This window comes from Atopomonas hussainii (genome assembly GCF_900109735.1).
Taxonomy (GTDB): Bacteria; Pseudomonadota; Gammaproteobacteria; order Pseudomonadales; family Pseudomonadaceae; genus Atopomonas; species Atopomonas hussainii.
The window spans coordinates 20689-34877 of record NZ_FOAS01000006.1 but is presented as its reverse complement, the minus strand read 5'-3'; the positions used below and the strand labels follow the sequence as shown (position 1 = coordinate 34877).

15 protein-coding genes are annotated in these 14189 nt (G+C 57.2%); 11 read left to right on the top strand and 4 right to left on the bottom strand.

Features of this window, described 5'->3' with window-relative positions:
* Positions 1–4 precede the first annotated feature (4 nt).
* A complete protein-coding gene (locus tag BMX80_RS06985; protein ID WP_074866760.1) occupies positions 5–586 on the bottom strand; it encodes a NapC/NirT family cytochrome c in 582 nt (193 codons plus the stop codon).
* A 77-nt stretch (positions 587–663) separates the two neighbouring features.
* A complete protein-coding gene (locus BMX80_RS06980; RefSeq protein ID WP_407922783.1) occupies positions 664–2277 on the bottom strand; it encodes a cytochrome D1 domain-containing protein in 1614 nt (537 codons plus the stop codon).
* Positions 2278–2657: 380 nt separating this feature from the next.
* On the opposite strand from BMX80_RS06980, the gene BMX80_RS06975 reads away from it, so the two are divergent.
* The 4 genes from BMX80_RS06975 to BMX80_RS06960 are packed head-to-tail and all read left to right on the top strand — an operon-like array spanning position 2658 to position 4641.
* The gene (locus BMX80_RS06975) at positions 2658–3461 is read left to right on the top strand and encodes a CbbQ/NirQ/NorQ/GpvN family protein (RefSeq protein ID WP_074866754.1); all 804 of its coding nucleotides are present in this window, start codon (positions 2658–2660) and stop codon (positions 3459–3461) included.
* Positions 3442–4029 carry a cytochrome c oxidase subunit 3 gene (locus tag BMX80_RS06970; protein WP_074866752.1) on the top strand — a complete coding sequence of 196 codons (588 nt, stop codon included), beginning with the start codon at positions 3442–3444 and terminating at the stop codon, positions 4027–4029. Before BMX80_RS06975 ends, BMX80_RS06970 begins: the two co-directional genes overlap by 20 nt.
* Before the next feature lie 7 nt (positions 4030–4036).
* The gene (locus tag BMX80_RS06965) at positions 4037–4288 is read left to right on the top strand and encodes a cytochrome C oxidase subunit IV family protein (protein WP_074866749.1); all 252 of its coding nucleotides are present in this window, start codon (positions 4037–4039) and stop codon (positions 4286–4288) included.
* Positions 4285–4641, top strand: coding sequence for a hypothetical protein (locus tag BMX80_RS06960; protein ID WP_074866746.1), 357 nt, complete (start codon positions 4285–4287; stop codon positions 4639–4641). The genes BMX80_RS06965 and BMX80_RS06960 overlap by 4 nt, the downstream gene beginning before the upstream one ends.
* Here the strand turns inward: BMX80_RS06960 and BMX80_RS06955 are convergent.
* Both BMX80_RS06955 and BMX80_RS06950 read right to left on the bottom strand, forming a co-directional pair.
* Positions 4630–6009, bottom strand: a complete 1380-nt coding sequence (locus tag BMX80_RS06955) for a heavy metal sensor histidine kinase (protein WP_074866744.1) — start codon at positions 6007–6009, stop codon at positions 4630–4632. The two genes, BMX80_RS06960 and BMX80_RS06955, sit on opposite strands and share 12 nt — an antisense overlap.
* A complete protein-coding gene (locus BMX80_RS06950; RefSeq protein ID WP_074866741.1) occupies positions 6006–6683 on the bottom strand; it encodes a heavy metal response regulator transcription factor in 678 nt (225 codons plus the stop codon). The genes BMX80_RS06955 and BMX80_RS06950 overlap by 4 nt, the downstream gene beginning before the upstream one ends.
* Positions 6684–6891: 208 nt before the next feature.
* Between BMX80_RS06950 and BMX80_RS06945 the strand changes: the two genes are divergently transcribed.
* From BMX80_RS06945 to BMX80_RS06915, 7 genes are all read left to right on the top strand, one after another.
* Positions 6892–7251 (top strand): co-regulatory protein PtrA N-terminal domain-containing protein, encoded by a 360-nt coding sequence (locus BMX80_RS06945; protein ID WP_074867033.1) that lies wholly within the window; start codon positions 6892–6894, stop codon positions 7249–7251.
* A gap of 194 nt (positions 7252–7445) precedes the next feature.
* A complete protein-coding gene (locus tag BMX80_RS06940) occupies positions 7446–7700 on the top strand; it encodes a DUF2933 domain-containing protein (RefSeq protein WP_074866739.1) in 255 nt (84 codons plus the stop codon).
* 4 nt (positions 7701–7704) lie between these two features.
* Complete coding sequence (locus BMX80_RS06935) at positions 7705–10047, top strand: heavy metal translocating P-type ATPase (protein WP_074866735.1); 2343 nt, start codon at positions 7705–7707, stop codon at positions 10045–10047.
* 99 nt (positions 10048–10146) lie between these two features.
* Positions 10147–10347: a heavy-metal-associated domain-containing protein gene (locus BMX80_RS06930; protein ID WP_074866731.1), complete on the top strand. Its 201-nt coding sequence runs from the start codon at positions 10147–10149 to the stop codon at positions 10345–10347.
* Positions 10348–10586: 239 nt separating this feature from the next.
* On the top strand, positions 10587–12395 hold the full coding sequence (locus tag BMX80_RS06925) for a copper resistance system multicopper oxidase (RefSeq protein WP_074866730.1): 1809 nt from the start codon (positions 10587–10589) through the stop codon (positions 12393–12395).
* Positions 12396–12406: 11 nt separating this feature from the next.
* Positions 12407–13342, top strand: a complete 936-nt coding sequence (locus tag BMX80_RS06920; protein ID WP_074866726.1) for a copper resistance protein B — start codon at positions 12407–12409, stop codon at positions 13340–13342.
* 9 nt (positions 13343–13351) lie between these two features.
* The gene (locus tag BMX80_RS06915) at positions 13352–14140 is read left to right on the top strand and encodes a c-type cytochrome (RefSeq protein WP_074866723.1); all 789 of its coding nucleotides are present in this window, start codon (positions 13352–13354) and stop codon (positions 14138–14140) included.
* The last annotated feature ends 49 nt before the right edge of the window (positions 14141–14189 follow it).

The following is a 14189-nucleotide window of genomic DNA, read 5'->3' as shown; positions in this document are numbered from 1 at the left end:
AGCGTTATTCCTCGTCTTCTTCGGTCATGCCTTCGGGTTTGTGGTGAGCAATCCCCTTGTGGCAATCGATACAGGTCATGCCGTCTTCGCGGGCCATTTCGTGTTGCTTGCGCGCGCGTTGTTTTTGCTTGGCGGTGTCCATGTAGGCCAAGCCGTGGCAGTTGCGGCATTCGCGTGAGTCGGCGGCTTTCATGCGCGCCCATTCGCGGCGGGCCAGTTCTAGGCGCTTGGCTTCGAATTTTTCCGGGGTGTCGATGCTGCCGGTGATCTTGCCCCACAGCTCACGCGAGGCTTGCACCTTGCGGATCATCTTGTAGGTCCAGTCACGCGGTACGTGGCAGTCGGCACACACAGCACGCACGCCGGTGCGGTTGTTGTAGTGGATGGTTTCCTTGTATTCGGGATACACGTTGTCGCGCATCTCGTGACAAGACAGGCAGAACTGTTCGGTGTTGGTCATTTCGACCACCGTATTGAAACCGCCCCAAAAGATGATCCCGATGGCGATACCGATGGTCAGCAAGCTGCCCAGCGAGTAGCGCGCGGAGGGTTTCTTTAACAGGGCCCAGAGGCGTTGCAGTTTCATCGTTGCGTCCTTAGCCGTGGGTAACGGCTATTGCAGGCTAGAAGGGAGGCGGGCCGGTTAGGCCCGCCGCCTGGGCATCAGTAGATGTCCTGCATGGTGTTGAACACGTTGAACTTGCCAGTGGGGGTCACGATCGCTGGATCAGTGATCACCTTCTTCAGCTTCAGGGTCTTGTCGTCGTAGATCACGATGGCCGACTGATCGGTCTTGCCGCCCCACAGGGAGATCCACACTTCGTCACCGGCTTCGTTGTATTCCGGGTGAGTAGCGCGACGGATCGCCTTGCTTTCTGGCAGGCCCGAGTCTTTGGCAACGTCGAGGCGACGCGGCTCTTTGCTCAAGTCATTGAGGTCGTAGACATAGACAGATTCAGCGATTTCCCGCTCGGGGTTCATCGGCGCATCGGCCCAGAGGTTTTTCGACTTCGGATGGGTCTTCACAAACAGGTTGCCGGCGCCGGGCATTTTCAGCTCTTGCACGACTTTCCAGTTGTGTTCCTTGTGCTTGGCGTACTTGGCTTCATCCGAGGCTGTGGAGATCAACGACACCACGGCATCGCCCAAGTGACCGGTGGTCCACACGGGGCCAAACTGCGGGTGAATGAAGTTGGCGCCGCGCCCTGGGTGGGGGATCTTCGCGGTGTCAATCAAGGCCGCTAACTTGCCGTCTTTGGTATCCACCGCGGCCACTTTGTTGGAGGCGTTCGCCGCCACCATGAAGTAGCGCTTGGAGTAATCCCAGCCGCCGTCATGGAGGAACTTGGCCGACTCAATGGTGGTGGTCTTGAGGTTCTTCAGGTCGGTGTAGTCCACCAGAATGATCTGTCCGGTTTCCTTCACGTTAACCACCCACTCGGGCTTGATGTGCGAGGCCACAATCGAGGCTACGCGCGGCTCTGGGTGGTAGTCGCCATCCACGGTTTGCCCGCGTGTGGACACCACTTTGATCGGCTCAAGGGTTTCGCCGTCCATGATCGAGTACTGTGGCGGCCAGTAGGTGCCACCGATCAGGTACTTGTCTTCGTAACCTTTGAACTTGGAGGTATCCACTGAACGGGCGTCGGAGCCCAAGCGCACGGTCGCGACGGTTTTGGGCTCTTCAAACCACAGGTCGATGATGGTGGTTAAACCATCGCGGCCCACGGTGTACACGTAGCGGCCCGAAGCCGACAGACGCGAGATATGTACCGCATAGCCGGTGTCGAGAATCTTCCAGATCTTGTGGTTGTCGCCGTCGACCAAGGCCAGTTTGCCGGCGTCACGCAGGGTGATGGCGAAGACGTTCTTCAGGTTGACCTTGTTCAGCTGCTTCTTCGGCCGCTGATCTTTAGGCACCAGCAGTTTCCAGCTGTCTTTCATGTCATTCAGCGAGAACTCTGGCGGAATCGCCGGGGTTTGCTGGATGTAGCGCGCCATCAGGTTGATTTCATCCTTGGTGAGGATGTCGTCGTAGTTCACCATGCCGCCTTCGGTACCGTAGGCGATGATGCTTTCTAGGCGCTTAGTGCCCAGCTTTAAGGTACCGCCTTCGGTGACCTTGCCGTCGGCATCGGTTTTCTTCCAATGCGGCTCAAGGTTTTTACCGGTGGCACCTTTACGCAGCACACCGTGGCAACCGGCGCAGCGTTCGAAGTAGATTTTTTTACCTTGCTCGAACTCGGCCTCGGTTATCGCCGGGGCAGTGTTGGCCATGGCAATGCCGCTGGCGGCCGACAGGGCGGCAGCGACAGACCATGCCAAGGTCTTGAGTTGAAGGGCTTTCATGTAATGCGCTCCTTAGCGGGTCAGGCGGCCCGGCTGTTGTGTGCAAATCACCAACGGCGTCGCTCGAGGGCGGGAGCGTCCTTTGCTGGCGTCCTTGCCAACCAGGCGGTGCAACAAGCACTCCCTGACACCTTTGCGATGGCTGAGCGGGGGAAACATTCAGCAACATCTGCAATGGCTCACACCCTAAACCGCCAGCCCCTCAAGCGCGTTTGATCTGAATCAAGCCCTTGTTAGATCGGGGTTTCACCGTCTACAGCAGTGCCTTAGCCTCTGCTCTACGCCCCGTGCAGAGAGAGGATTTGCTAATGAATGCGCACGCAAAAACACCCAGCGAGCTGCCGTTTTATGCCAGCCAAGCCAACGAAGTGGCGCTGTTTGAACAGGCTTGGCAGCACGGCTTGCCGGTGTTGATCAAAGGCCCGACAGGCTGCGGCAAGACGCGCTTTATTCAGCACATGGCGGCGCGCTTAAACCTGCCGCTGTTTACCGTGGCCTGTCACGACGACTTAACCGCCGCTGATTTAGTCGGCCGTCATTTGGTCGGCAGTGAAGGCACCTGGTGGCAAGACGGCCCGCTAACCCGCGCGGTGCGCGAAGGCGGTATTTGCTATCTGGATGAGGTGGTCGAAGCGCGCAAAGACACCACCGTGGTATTGCACCCGCTGGCCGATGATCGCCGCGAATTACCGCTCGAGCGCACCGGCGAACTGCTTAAGGCGCCGCCGGGTTTTATGTTGGTGGTGTCGTACAACCCCGGCTATCAAAACCTGCTCAAGGGCATGAAACCCAGCACCCGCCAGCGCTTTGTGGCGCTGCGTTTTGATTACCCCAACAGCGCCGTAGAACAGCAGATTATTCAGGCTGAAACTGGCGCCGACCCACGCTTGGCCGCCAAGCTGGTGCAACTGGCCACGGCGCTGAGGCGTTTGGAGCAACACGACTTAGAAGAGGTGGCCTCTACGCGTTTGCTGATTTACTGCGCGCGCTTGATTCAAGCCGGTTTGCCTGCGCGCGAAGCCGCCTTGGCGTGTTTGGGTGAGGCGCTGTCGGATGACCTGCAAACCGTTGCCGCGTTGATGGATGTGGTGGATGTTCACCTCGCCGATTAACCCTGCCAACACCACCCAGGCCCAGCGCCTGCCCGGTGATGTGGCGCTGTGGTTTTTTGTGCTGGCCGAGCTTTCGGTGTTTGCCTTGCTGATCGCCGGCTTTGCCGTGGCGCGCTTTCTTGATCCGGCAGGTTTTAGTGCCGGGCCAGAGGCGTTGGGGCTAACCGATGGGGTGACGCTAACACTGTGCTTGCTCGGTGCTGGCAGTTGCGTAGCGGCCGCCGTGGAGCAAGTCAGAGGTAAGCGGCCGAGTAGGGCAGCGCTGTGGTTGCTGGCCGCGCAAGGCCTCGGTTGGGGCTATATCGTGCTTAAAGCGCAGGAATACCAGCACTTGGCCAGCCAAGGTTTAAGCATCGACAGTGGCGGTTTTTTTACCCAGTACTGGCTGATCAGCGGCTTTCACTTTGTGCATGTGCTGCTGGGCTTGCTGGTGTTGTTGCTGTTAAGCGTGCACTTGGCATGGCGCAAACCCTTAGCCCTGAGCACGCTAGAAAGCGCCGGCATCTACTGGCACATGCTCGATCTGGTGTGGGTAATGCTGTTCGCGCTGTTTTATCTGCTGCTGTAGGCCCGTCATGCCTTCGCGTGCGCTGTGTGTAGCGACCCTGTGTTTAGTGCTGCTGAGTGTGCTGGTGCTGCCGGCCTCGGGGTTGGGCGCGGTTGGCTGGGCGGCTTGGGTGTTGCTCATGGTGCTGGGTAAAAGCTGGCTGATCAGCGAGCAGTTTATGGAGCTGCGCCACGCGCCTAAGCTGTGGCGTATGGCCCTGCTGCTGTGGCCGCTGCTGTTGGGGCTTTTACTCGTGGGCTTATGGAGCGCCGCACAATGACGCTAACCGATACCGAACAAACCCTCGCCAAGCAGGCGTGGGCCGCCTACTTAGTGAATTTATTACTGCTGCCAGGGGCTGGTTTTTTTGCCTTGCTGTGGCTGTATTGGCGCGCGCCCGAACACGGCGCGCCGTATGCGCTAAGCCACCTAAGCGTGGCAATTAAGCTCAGTTTGGCCGCCGGTTTGGGCTTGCTGCTGGTGCCGGCGCTGCTGTGGCTCAGCCTGCGCGATGCACAAAGCGCCGTGGTGGTGATTCTGCTCTGGTGGGTTAGCTGTCACGCCGGCTTGGTGCTGTTCGGCGCGCTGAATTTATCGCGCAGCATGAGTGAGCGTTGGCCGTTATGGCGCTAAAGGTAATACCAAGGTAAAGGTGGTGAGCCCGTCTTGAGAGTGGCAGCGAATGCTACCGCCGTGGGCTCGCAGGATGGACTGAGTGATGGCTAACCCTAAGCCAGCGTTTAACGTGCTGCCTTCGCGGCGCGCAGGGTCGGCGCGGTAAAAGCGATCAAACAGCTTGTTGATGTGCTCGGGGTTGATGGTTGGGCCCTGATTACTAATGCTGAGCTGAATCTCGGTGGCACGCTGCGAGATCTCGACATTAATGCACTGCTGGGCGGTGGAATAGCGCACCGCGTTGGTCAGCACGTTAGCAATGGCACGCTCGAGCATTAACTGGTCGCCGTAAGTCGTGCCGCTGCCATTGAGCTTGAGTTGAATGTTGCGTTCTTCGGCAATCAGAGAGAAGTATTCAAAGAGCTTGCGCACGGTCTTATCCAACGCGACCGGTTTGTGTTCAGGAGTGATCAGCCCGTTATCGGCTTTAGCGAGAAATAGCATGTCGTCGATAATGCGCGACATGCGTTTTAAATCTTCAAGATTACTGAGCAAGTTGTCTTGGTAGGTGGCATTGTCACGCGGCTTGCTGAGGGTAACTTCTGTTTGGGTTAATAAGTTATTGATTGGTGTTCTTAATTCATGGGCAATATCGGAAGAAAAATTCGAAAGACGGCCAAAGGCGTCTTCTAAGCGTTCTAGCATCGCATTGAAGGCTAAGGCTAAACGCTGTAATTCAAACGGGATGGGTTCTAATGGGATGCGCTCTTGCAGCGAGCTAACGGAGATAGTTGTCGCCGTGATGGCGATTTGGCGCAGTGGCAGTAAGCCGCGATGCGCAACCCACCAGCCGATGGCGGCGCTGAGCAACGCGCAGATAATTAAACCTACCCATAACCAGCGCTGTAAGGTGGCAAAAAAATCGCTGTGGTGGGTGATGTCTAAGGTCAACTGTACCGTGAGCGATTGTTGCGTGGGCGTGTTTATCAGGCTCGCTAGGGTGCGATAGCTTTTGTTGTTGTGCTGCCAATCAAACAGTAACGATGGGGCGTTGTTGTTAGCGGTGCGGGGTGGCTCAAGTGCATGGGCGGCGGAAAAGATTATTTCACCGTGTTGGTTGCGAATAATGGCGGCTAAATCTTGGTGGCCACCCAGCAGTGCGGTTAAGCGCAGGCGTAACGTATCAATGTGTTGTGACGTGCTGGGGTGGTTAAGCATGTTTTCAATGGCGTCGAGTTTCTCATTGAGTGTTTGTTGGTCGAGCTGCTTGAAATGATGCTGGCTTAATACGCTGAAACTGAGCCCCGCGAGCAGCAAAACGACCAACACCGCGCTGGTAAACATCAGCGTCATGCGGGTGGTGAGCGATACACGTTTGCCGCTCATTCCGGGGCGTCCATGACATAGCCCATGCCCCGTGCGGTATGGATGAGCTTGAGTTCGAAGTCGTCATCAATTTTGGCGCGCAAGCGGCGCACGGCCACCTCAATCACATTGGTATCGCTGTCGAAGTTCATGTCCCATACCTGCGAGGCAATCAGCGACTTGGGCAAAATTTCGCCGCGCCGGCGCAGTAGTAACTCAAGCAGGGAAAATTCCTTAGCGGTTAAGTCAATGCGCTTATTGCCCCGCTTGGCGCGGCGTTTTAGCAGGTCGACTTCTAAGTCAGCCAAGGTCATTAGCGGTGAGCTGGGGGCTGTATTGGTGCGGCGTAATAGGGTGCGCACGCGAGCCAGTAGTTCGGAGAAGGCGAAGGGCTTGATGAGGTAGTCATCGGCGCCTAGCTCAAGGCCTTTGACGCGGTCGTCGACACCGTCGCGAGCGGTGAGAAACAACACGGGGATTGGGTTGTGCGCGGTGCGTAGCACGCGCAGCACTTCCCAGCCGTCTAGCCCCGGCATCATCACGTCCAAAATCAGCAAGTCATATCTGTCGTCGAGCGCCAGTTGCAGTGCCTCGGTGCCTGTGCTGGCCCAATCAACGGTAAAGCCTGCCTCGCTTAAACCTTGCTGGAGATACGCGCCCGTTTTAGGTTCGTCTTCGGCGACCAGTAGTTTCATCGTTCGCGTGACCTATTGAATTCATTGGCTGAGCTGAATGCTGACGAGTGTGCCGAGAACAACAGGGTGAGGCCAGCACCTGACATAAATGTAATGTTCGCTTCAGCTCGCCAACAGGGTGTGCAGCTTAAGGTGAAGCTGCAAGTACGAGATGGGCATGGCCTTCATAACGAAGGCGGCCTGAGATGACCTGATGGAGATTATCGCTATGAAATCGCTACAAACGCTGGTGCTGATGGGTTCGCTACTGCTGTCTTCATTAACCTGGGCAGAGGGCGGTAGTGATCGCGCCTTGGAGCGTATCGAAAAGTTGCGTGATAAGGCCGAGAGCGTGTTGCTGCAAGCCGAGAAAGCGCCAGCCGCTGAACGCCATGTGCACATGCGTGAACACATGCAAATGCTCGAAGGCATCATGCAAGAACTACACAGTGAACATCCGCCAGCGGATATGACCCCTGAAGAACACTTGGCGTGGATGGAAAAGCATGACCGCCTCGTGGATGACGTGTTGGGGCAGATGCTGCGTGAGCACAAGTTGATGATGCAGGCGAACGAGTGCCATCACTGACGGGTGATGTGCGCAGGGTAACGTCGGCGGTTACCCATCCCCACTAGAGACCAGCGTTGGTTGCTCCTTGAGTCTCACGGCGCCTGTTGGCGCCGTCATTTTTTGCAGGGTGCGCGATAAGGCATTGCTACAGGTCAAGCGCTAACCGTCGCCCCTGACTAGGCTGAAAGGTAGCAGCAGAGGAGAACATCGTTATGCGTGACAGCAAGCCCGAAGAGCAATCCAGCGCCGTGGGCTGGCGTAGTAAAAAAGCCATTGCGCTGGGTATGTTGGTGCTTATCGCGCTGTTTTATGTGTGGCGCGAACACTATGAACATCTGGCGCAAATCTGGCCGTATGCGCTGTTGTTGCTGTGCCCGCTGATGCACCTCTTTGGCCATCAGCATGGTGGTCATGGTCACGCTCATCGCCATGAAGAGCGAGCCCCGAAAGACGACCAAGGAGCGTAGCGCGATGCCCCATTCCTCTTGTCACCATCACCACGACGGCGCTGCGCAGAAAGCCTCAACACAGCAGCATGACCCTGTGTGCGGCATGCCGGTGAAAGACGATAGCCCGCATAGCGCAGACTATGTTGGGGTGCATTACCGCTTTTGCAGTGCAAGGTGCTTAACCAAGTTTCAGGCCGCGCCGCTGCAGTATGTTGCGGCGTCTGAACCGTCTCGCTCGGCAGCGCCTGCTGAGGCGCCGCTGGGCGCGCTGTATACCTGCCCCATGCACCCAGAAATTCGCCAAGCCAGCCCAGGCAATTGCCCTATCTGCGGTATGTCATTGGAGCCTGTGCTGCCGGAGCTGGAAGAGGAAGACAACCCCGAGTTAATCGACTTATCACGCCGGTTTTGGTGGACCTTGCCGCTCACCGTGGTGGTTACGGTACTAGCCATGGCGGGGCATGCCATGCCGCTGTTACATGGCAGCACGCAAAACTGGGTTGAGTTGGTGCTGGCTACACCTGTGACTATCTGGGGCGGTTGGGTGTTTTTTGTCCGTGGCGTTCAGTCAATACGCCATCGTAGCCCCAATATGTGGACGCTAATCGGCTTAGGCACTGCCGCCGCTTATCTGTATAGCGTTGCCGCCACTTTAGTGCCGCAGTGGTTTCCTGCTGCCTTTATTCAAGATGGCCGGATTGGGGTGTATTTCGAGGCCGCGGCGGTGATTATTTCCCTGACCTTGTTGGGGCAAATGTTAGAGCTTAAAGCGCGCTCGCAAACCTCGGCGGCGATTAAGGCCTTGCTTGGGCTTGCCCCAAAAACAGCGCGGCGCATTGGCGCTGATGGCCAAGAAGAAGACATTCCGCTAACTCACGTGCATGTGGGTGATCGTCTGCGCGTACGCCCTGGTGAGAAAGTGCCGGTTGACGGCGTGGTGCTCGAAGGCGAGAGCGCGGTAGATGAATCGATGCTGACCGGCGAGCCGGTGCCCGTCACCAAGCGCGCTGAAGATGCCTTGATTGGCGCAACCATGAACACGCACGGTAGCTTAGTGATGGAGGCGCGCAAAATTGGCGGCGAAACCATGCTCGCGCAGATCGTGCAAATGGTGGCCAATGCGCAGCGTTCTAAAGCACCGATGCAGCGGATGGCGGATGCCGTGGCGGGGTATTTCGTCATCGGCGTGATTGGCATCGCGCTGCTGACCTTCTTCGGCTGGGGGCTATTGGGGCCAGAAGCTGGCTGGGTGTTTGGCCTGATCAATGCGGTAGCGGTGCTTATTATTGCCTGCCCCTGTGCGCTGGGCTTGGCGACACCCATGTCGGTGATGGTGTCCACGGGTAAAGCGGCTGGGGTAGGGGTGTTGTTTCGCGATGCCAGCGCGATTGAAAACCTGTGCAAGATCAACACCTTGATTGTGGATAAAACCGGCACCTTAACCGAAGGCCGACCGGCTTTTCATAGCGCGGTGGGTGCCGGTGACTTTGCCGATAGCGCGGTGTTACGCCTTGCCGCAAGCCTTGATCAAGGCAGTGAGCACCCGCTGGCGCATGCCATTGTTGCCGAGGCGCGTCAGCAAGGGCTGTCATTGGTGGCCCCGCAAACCTTTGAATCGGGCTCTGGTATTGGCGTGCGTGGCCTAGTTGACGGGCGACAACTGCAGCTTGGCAATACTGCCCTGATGGATGAGGTGGGGGTGGATATCAGCCCGCTTCGCGAGCGCGCAGAGCAACTGCGCGAGCAGGGGATTAGCATCATGTATTTGGCGGTCGATGGGCAGCTAGGCGGCTTGTTGGCCGTGGCGGACCCCATTAAAGGCAGTGCGCAACAGGCAGTTGCCTTGCTGCAACAGCAAGGCGTGAGCGTCATTATGGCAACCGGCGACGGTCTGACCACGGCAAAAGCCGTGGCTAAACAGTTGGGTATTGCCGCAGTACATGGCGAAGTTAAACCCCAAGATAAAGCACAACTGGTGGCCGCCCAGCAGCAGCTAGGGCGGCGGGTGGCCATGGCTGGGGATGGTATTAACGACGCTCCCGCGTTGGCCAGTGCCGATGTCGGTATTGCCATGGGCACCGGCACCGATGTGGCAATGAACAGCGCTCAAGTGACCTTAGTGAAGGGCGACTTGATGGGCATCCTGCGCGCCCGGACCTTGTCGTTGGCAACCGTGCAAAACATGCGGCAAAACTTAACCTTTGCCTTTTTGTACAACGCCATGGGTATCCCGTTGGCTGCAGGGCTGTTGTATCCGCTCACCGGGCATTTGCTGTCCCCCATGATTGCGGCGCTCGCCATGAGCGTCAGTTCGGCATCGGTGGTCTTTAATGCGCTGCGCTTACGCAGGCAGCGTATTGATTAGCGTCACACGGGTTGTTTTCAGCGCGGCTTGACCTTGCCTTAAGGTCAAGCCTGAGCCTTGTGCTACGGCAATGTTGCCGCTTTGGCTACGAGGTGACTTATGGTCGTTCTGACAGTTTCTGGCATGGGCTGCGGTAGTTGCGAGAGCAAAATCAAACAGGCTATTGCGCAGCTAGACCCGCAGGCCAAGGTGCTTGTTGATCGGCCCAACGGGGTTGTGACGGTGGACTCACAGCAGCCCGCCGAGACGCTTTTAGCCTTAGTGCAACGCTTGGGTTTTGTGGCGGCGATAGCGGCTTAAGCGCCTGTCCTGCCAGTGAGTTTTACTCTTTGAGTGTCATTGCGGCAGGCGGCATCGCCTGTCGCCTGCTGCGCCAGCCAAGCTGACAGAAATGTAATCACGCGGGCTTGGCGGATGTGCCATTGTTGATCTGGGACAAGTTTCGCCTAGCGGCCTTTAAAAGTACGCCGGTTGGCAATTAAGCATGTGGTAGCAGTCTGCACAGCGGCATGCGCAGGCAAACGACGGGATAGTTCACTATGCACAGTAAGAGCACGAGAAGAACCTTCGTCAAAGGTTTAGCGGCTACCGGTATTTTCGGTGGCTTAGGTTTGTGGCGCACACCGGTCTGGGCTGTGACAAGCCCAGGGCAAGCCAATGTTCTCAGTGGGTCGGTGTTTGATTTATCCATCGATCAGTTGCCGGTTAACTTCACGGGCGCAGCGCGCATGGCAATGGCGATTAATGGTTCTATTCCGGGGCCTACGCTGCGTTGGCGCGAGGGCGATACGGTGACTTTGCGCGTGCGTAATCGCTTGGACGAAGACACTTCAATTCATTGGCACGGCATTATTTTGCCCGCCAACATGGATGGTGTGCCGGGGTTGAGCTTTCACGGCATTGCCCCCGACGGCCTGTACGAATACCGCTTTAAAGTTAATCAGAACGGCACGTATTGGTATCACAGCCATTCTGGCGCGCAGGAGCAGTTAGGCGTTTATGGCGCGTTGGTGGTCGATGCCAAAGAGCCTGAGCCCTTCGCCTATGATCGCGATTATGTGGTGCTGCTGAGCGACTGGACCGATGAAAATCCGCAGCGCGTCTTAGCCAAGCTGAAGAAGCAATCGGACTACTACAACTTTAATAAGCGCACCGTTGGCGACTTTATTAATGACGTCAGCGAGATGGGCTGGGCGGCCGCAATGGCCGATCGCAAGATGTGGGCAGAAATGAAAATGAGCCCCACCGATCTGGCCGATGTGAGTGGTCACACCTACACCTACTTGATGAATGGCCAAGCGCCCGATGGCAATTGGACGGCGCTGTTTAAGCGCGGCGAGAAAATTCGTCTGCGCTTTATTAACGCCTCCGCCATGTCGTATTTCGACGTGCGCATTCCCGGCTTAAAAATGACCGTGGTGGCCGCTGATGGTTTGCATGTTGCGCCGGTGAGCGTCGATGAGTTTCGTATTGCCGTCGCGGAAACCTACGACGTGATCGTCGAGCCCGAGCAGGCCGAGGCTTACACCCTGTTTGCGCAATCCATGGATCGCACCGGCTATGCGCGCGGCACTTTGGCCGTGCGTGAAGGATTAAGCGCACCCGTGCCGAGTGTTGATCCGCGTCCGCTGATTAGCATGGCGGACATGGGCATGGACCACAGCAGTATGGCTGGTATGGACCACAGCCAGATGCAGGGTATGGATCACAGTCAAATGGCCGGCATGGCGGGTATGGACCACAGCCAGATGCAAGGCATGGATCATAGCCAAATGGCTGGCATGGCGGGTATGGATCATAGCCAGATGCAAGGGATGAGCAGTATGCAGACGCATCCTGCTTCAGAGATGAACAATCCACTGGTGGATATGCAGACGATGCAACCCACCAGCAAGCTCGCTGACCCCGGTATTGGTTTGCGTGACAACGGCCGCCGCGTACTGACCTATGCCGATTTGCGCAGCACCTTCGCCGACCCCGATGGCCGCTTGCCCAGTCGTACGATTGAGCTGCACCTCACTGGGCATATGGAAAAGTTTGCTTGGTCTTTTAATGGCATCAAGTTTTCTGATGCCGAGCCACTGCGCCTTAAGTACGGCGAGCGGGTGCGCATCACGCTGGTCAACGACACCATGATGACGCACCCCATTCACCTGCACGGTATGTGGAGCGACTTAGAAGATGAGCAGGGTAATTTCATGGTGCGTAAGCACACCATCGATATGCCGCCGGGCTCCAAGCGTAGCTATCGGGTGACGGCGGATGCTTTGGGCCGTTGGGCGTACCACTGCCACCTGTTGTTCCATATGGAAACAGGCATGTTCCGCGAAGTACGTGTGGACGAATAAAGGAGAACAGCATGACCTTATTTTGCCAACGTAATGCGTGCGCGCTTGCGGTGACGCTGGCTTTAACAAGCCACCCAGCATGGGCTACTCATCACAACGTGGAAGCAGATCAGCAGCTAGTCGCCGATGACATGGCCGGCATGGACCACTCCAAAATGAACCATGCCGCTATGCAAGGCGACATGGCCGGTATGGACCATAGCCAAATGGGCCATGGCGAGGCGCCGCGCACCACCAGCCGAACGCCGATTCCAGTATTGACCGATGCCGACCGTGAAGCTGCATTCCCCCCGCTGCCGGGGCATCAAGTGCATGACAGTGCGCTCAACGGTTTCTTCTTGCTCGATCAACTGGAGTATCAAGATGCCGACGAAGGTAGTGCGCTGGCATGGGATGCGTCCGGCTGGATCGGTGGCGATATCCAGCGGCTGTGGTTACGCAGCGAAGGCGAGCGTGTGAATGGACTGACTGAAGAGGCAGAAATACAGCTGCTTTATGGTCATGCGATAGGGCCGTGGTGGGATGTCGTGGCTGGCGTACGCCAAGACTTTAAACCGGGCTCGCCGCAAACCTGGGGCGCCTTCGGTATTCAAGGCATGGCGCTGTATGACTTCGAAGTGGAAGCCACCGCCTTTATTGGGGAGCAGGGGCAAACAGCCCTGCGCTTGGCAGGCGAATACGACATTCTGCTGACCAATCGCTTGATTCTGCAGCCCACCGCCGAGCTTAACTTGTATGGCAAAAACGACCCGCACCGAGGGGTTGGTTCAGGCCTTGCCGATACCGAGCTGGGGCTGCGGTTGCGCTATGAAGTGGTGCGTCAGTTTGCACCCTACATCGGTGTGACATGGGCGCGCAGCTACGGCAATACCGCTGACTATGCGCGTGAAGAAGGGGGCGATGCGGACGAGGCACGCTTTGTCGCTGGTATTCGGATGTGGTTTTGAGAGCTTGATATGAAAAAGACCGTTTTAACCCTAGTGTTGGCTGGCGCGGTAGGCGCAGGTGCCGTGTTGGCTGGCGCTTACTCAGGCTTAGTCAACGTGGCAGCGGATGATCCGCATTCGCCCGCTGTACTGGCTTTTTTAACCATGGCGCGTGAGCGCTCTATTGCAGTGCGCGCCCGTGATATAGCCGTGCCAGACCTGAGCGATCAAGCGTTAGTGACTACAGGGGCGGGTAACTATAACGCGATGTGTATAGGCTGCCATTTGGCGCCGGGGCTGGCGCAAACAGAGATGAGCCAAGCCTTGTATCCCGCGCCACCGAATTTGGCCAAGGTGGGCGTTAATGGCAGCCCAGCTGAGGCTTTTTGGGTGATTAAACACGGCATTAAAGCCACAGGCATGCCAGCCTGGGGCAAAAGCATGGGCGATGAATACATTTGGGGCATGGTGGCTTTCTTGCAGCAGTTGCCGCAGCTAGATGCTCAGCAGTATCAAGCGTTAGTAGCGGCCAGCAGTGGTCACCAGCATGGTGGCGGTGAAAGCCATATGCACAACCACGAAGGACAGCACGGCAGCAATACGCCGGCACATCACGACCAAGCGGCGGAGCCCAGCACACCGCATGAGCCGATGATGGATCATGCGGCCATGGCAAAGCAGGGTGAGCAGGCAATGCAGGGCGCGGCTAAAACGGTGCATGTGCACAGTGACGGTAGCGAACACGAGCATACCAACGTCGCCCCCAAAGCACCGACGAACACCCATCTGCACAGTGATGGCCAAGAACATATGCACTGAGCCGGCGCTGCTGCCGTAGCAATACACGCTTAAATGCCATGCAAGCCCT

What these genes read in the sequence shown, in the direction of transcription:
- BMX80_RS06985 (WP_074866760.1), bottom strand. Translation starts at nt 586, where the DNA reads ATGAAACTGCAACGCCTCTGGGCCCTGTTAAAGAAACCCTCCGCGCGC.
- BMX80_RS06980 (WP_407922783.1), bottom strand. Translation starts at nt 2,277, where the DNA reads ATGGCCAACACTGCCCCGGCGATAACCGAGGCCGAGTTCGAGCAAGGT.
- BMX80_RS06975 (WP_074866754.1), top strand. Translation starts at nt 2,658, where the DNA reads ATGAATGCGCACGCAAAAACACCCAGCGAGCTGCCGTTTTATGCCAGC.
- BMX80_RS06970 (WP_074866752.1), top strand. Translation starts at nt 3,442, where the DNA reads ATGTTCACCTCGCCGATTAACCCTGCCAACACCACCCAGGCCCAGCGC.
- BMX80_RS06965 (WP_074866749.1), top strand. Translation starts at nt 4,037, where the DNA reads ATGCCTTCGCGTGCGCTGTGTGTAGCGACCCTGTGTTTAGTGCTGCTG.
- BMX80_RS06960 (WP_074866746.1), top strand. Translation starts at nt 4,285, where the DNA reads ATGACGCTAACCGATACCGAACAAACCCTCGCCAAGCAGGCGTGGGCC.
- BMX80_RS06955 (WP_074866744.1), bottom strand. Translation starts at nt 6,009, where the DNA reads ATGAGCGGCAAACGTGTATCGCTCACCACCCGCATGACGCTGATGTTT.
- BMX80_RS06950 (WP_074866741.1), bottom strand. Translation starts at nt 6,683, where the DNA reads ATGAAACTACTGGTCGCCGAAGACGAACCTAAAACGGGCGCGTATCTC.
- BMX80_RS06945 (WP_074867033.1), top strand. Translation starts at nt 6,892, where the DNA reads ATGAAATCGCTACAAACGCTGGTGCTGATGGGTTCGCTACTGCTGTCT.
- BMX80_RS06940 (WP_074866739.1), top strand. Translation starts at nt 7,446, where the DNA reads ATGCGTGACAGCAAGCCCGAAGAGCAATCCAGCGCCGTGGGCTGGCGT.
- BMX80_RS06935 (WP_074866735.1), top strand. Translation starts at nt 7,705, where the DNA reads ATGCCCCATTCCTCTTGTCACCATCACCACGACGGCGCTGCGCAGAAA.
- BMX80_RS06930 (WP_074866731.1), top strand. Translation starts at nt 10,147, where the DNA reads ATGGTCGTTCTGACAGTTTCTGGCATGGGCTGCGGTAGTTGCGAGAGC.
- BMX80_RS06925 (WP_074866730.1), top strand. Translation starts at nt 10,587, where the DNA reads ATGCACAGTAAGAGCACGAGAAGAACCTTCGTCAAAGGTTTAGCGGCT.
- BMX80_RS06920 (WP_074866726.1), top strand. Translation starts at nt 12,407, where the DNA reads ATGACCTTATTTTGCCAACGTAATGCGTGCGCGCTTGCGGTGACGCTG.
- BMX80_RS06915 (WP_074866723.1), top strand. Translation starts at nt 13,352, where the DNA reads ATGAAAAAGACCGTTTTAACCCTAGTGTTGGCTGGCGCGGTAGGCGCA.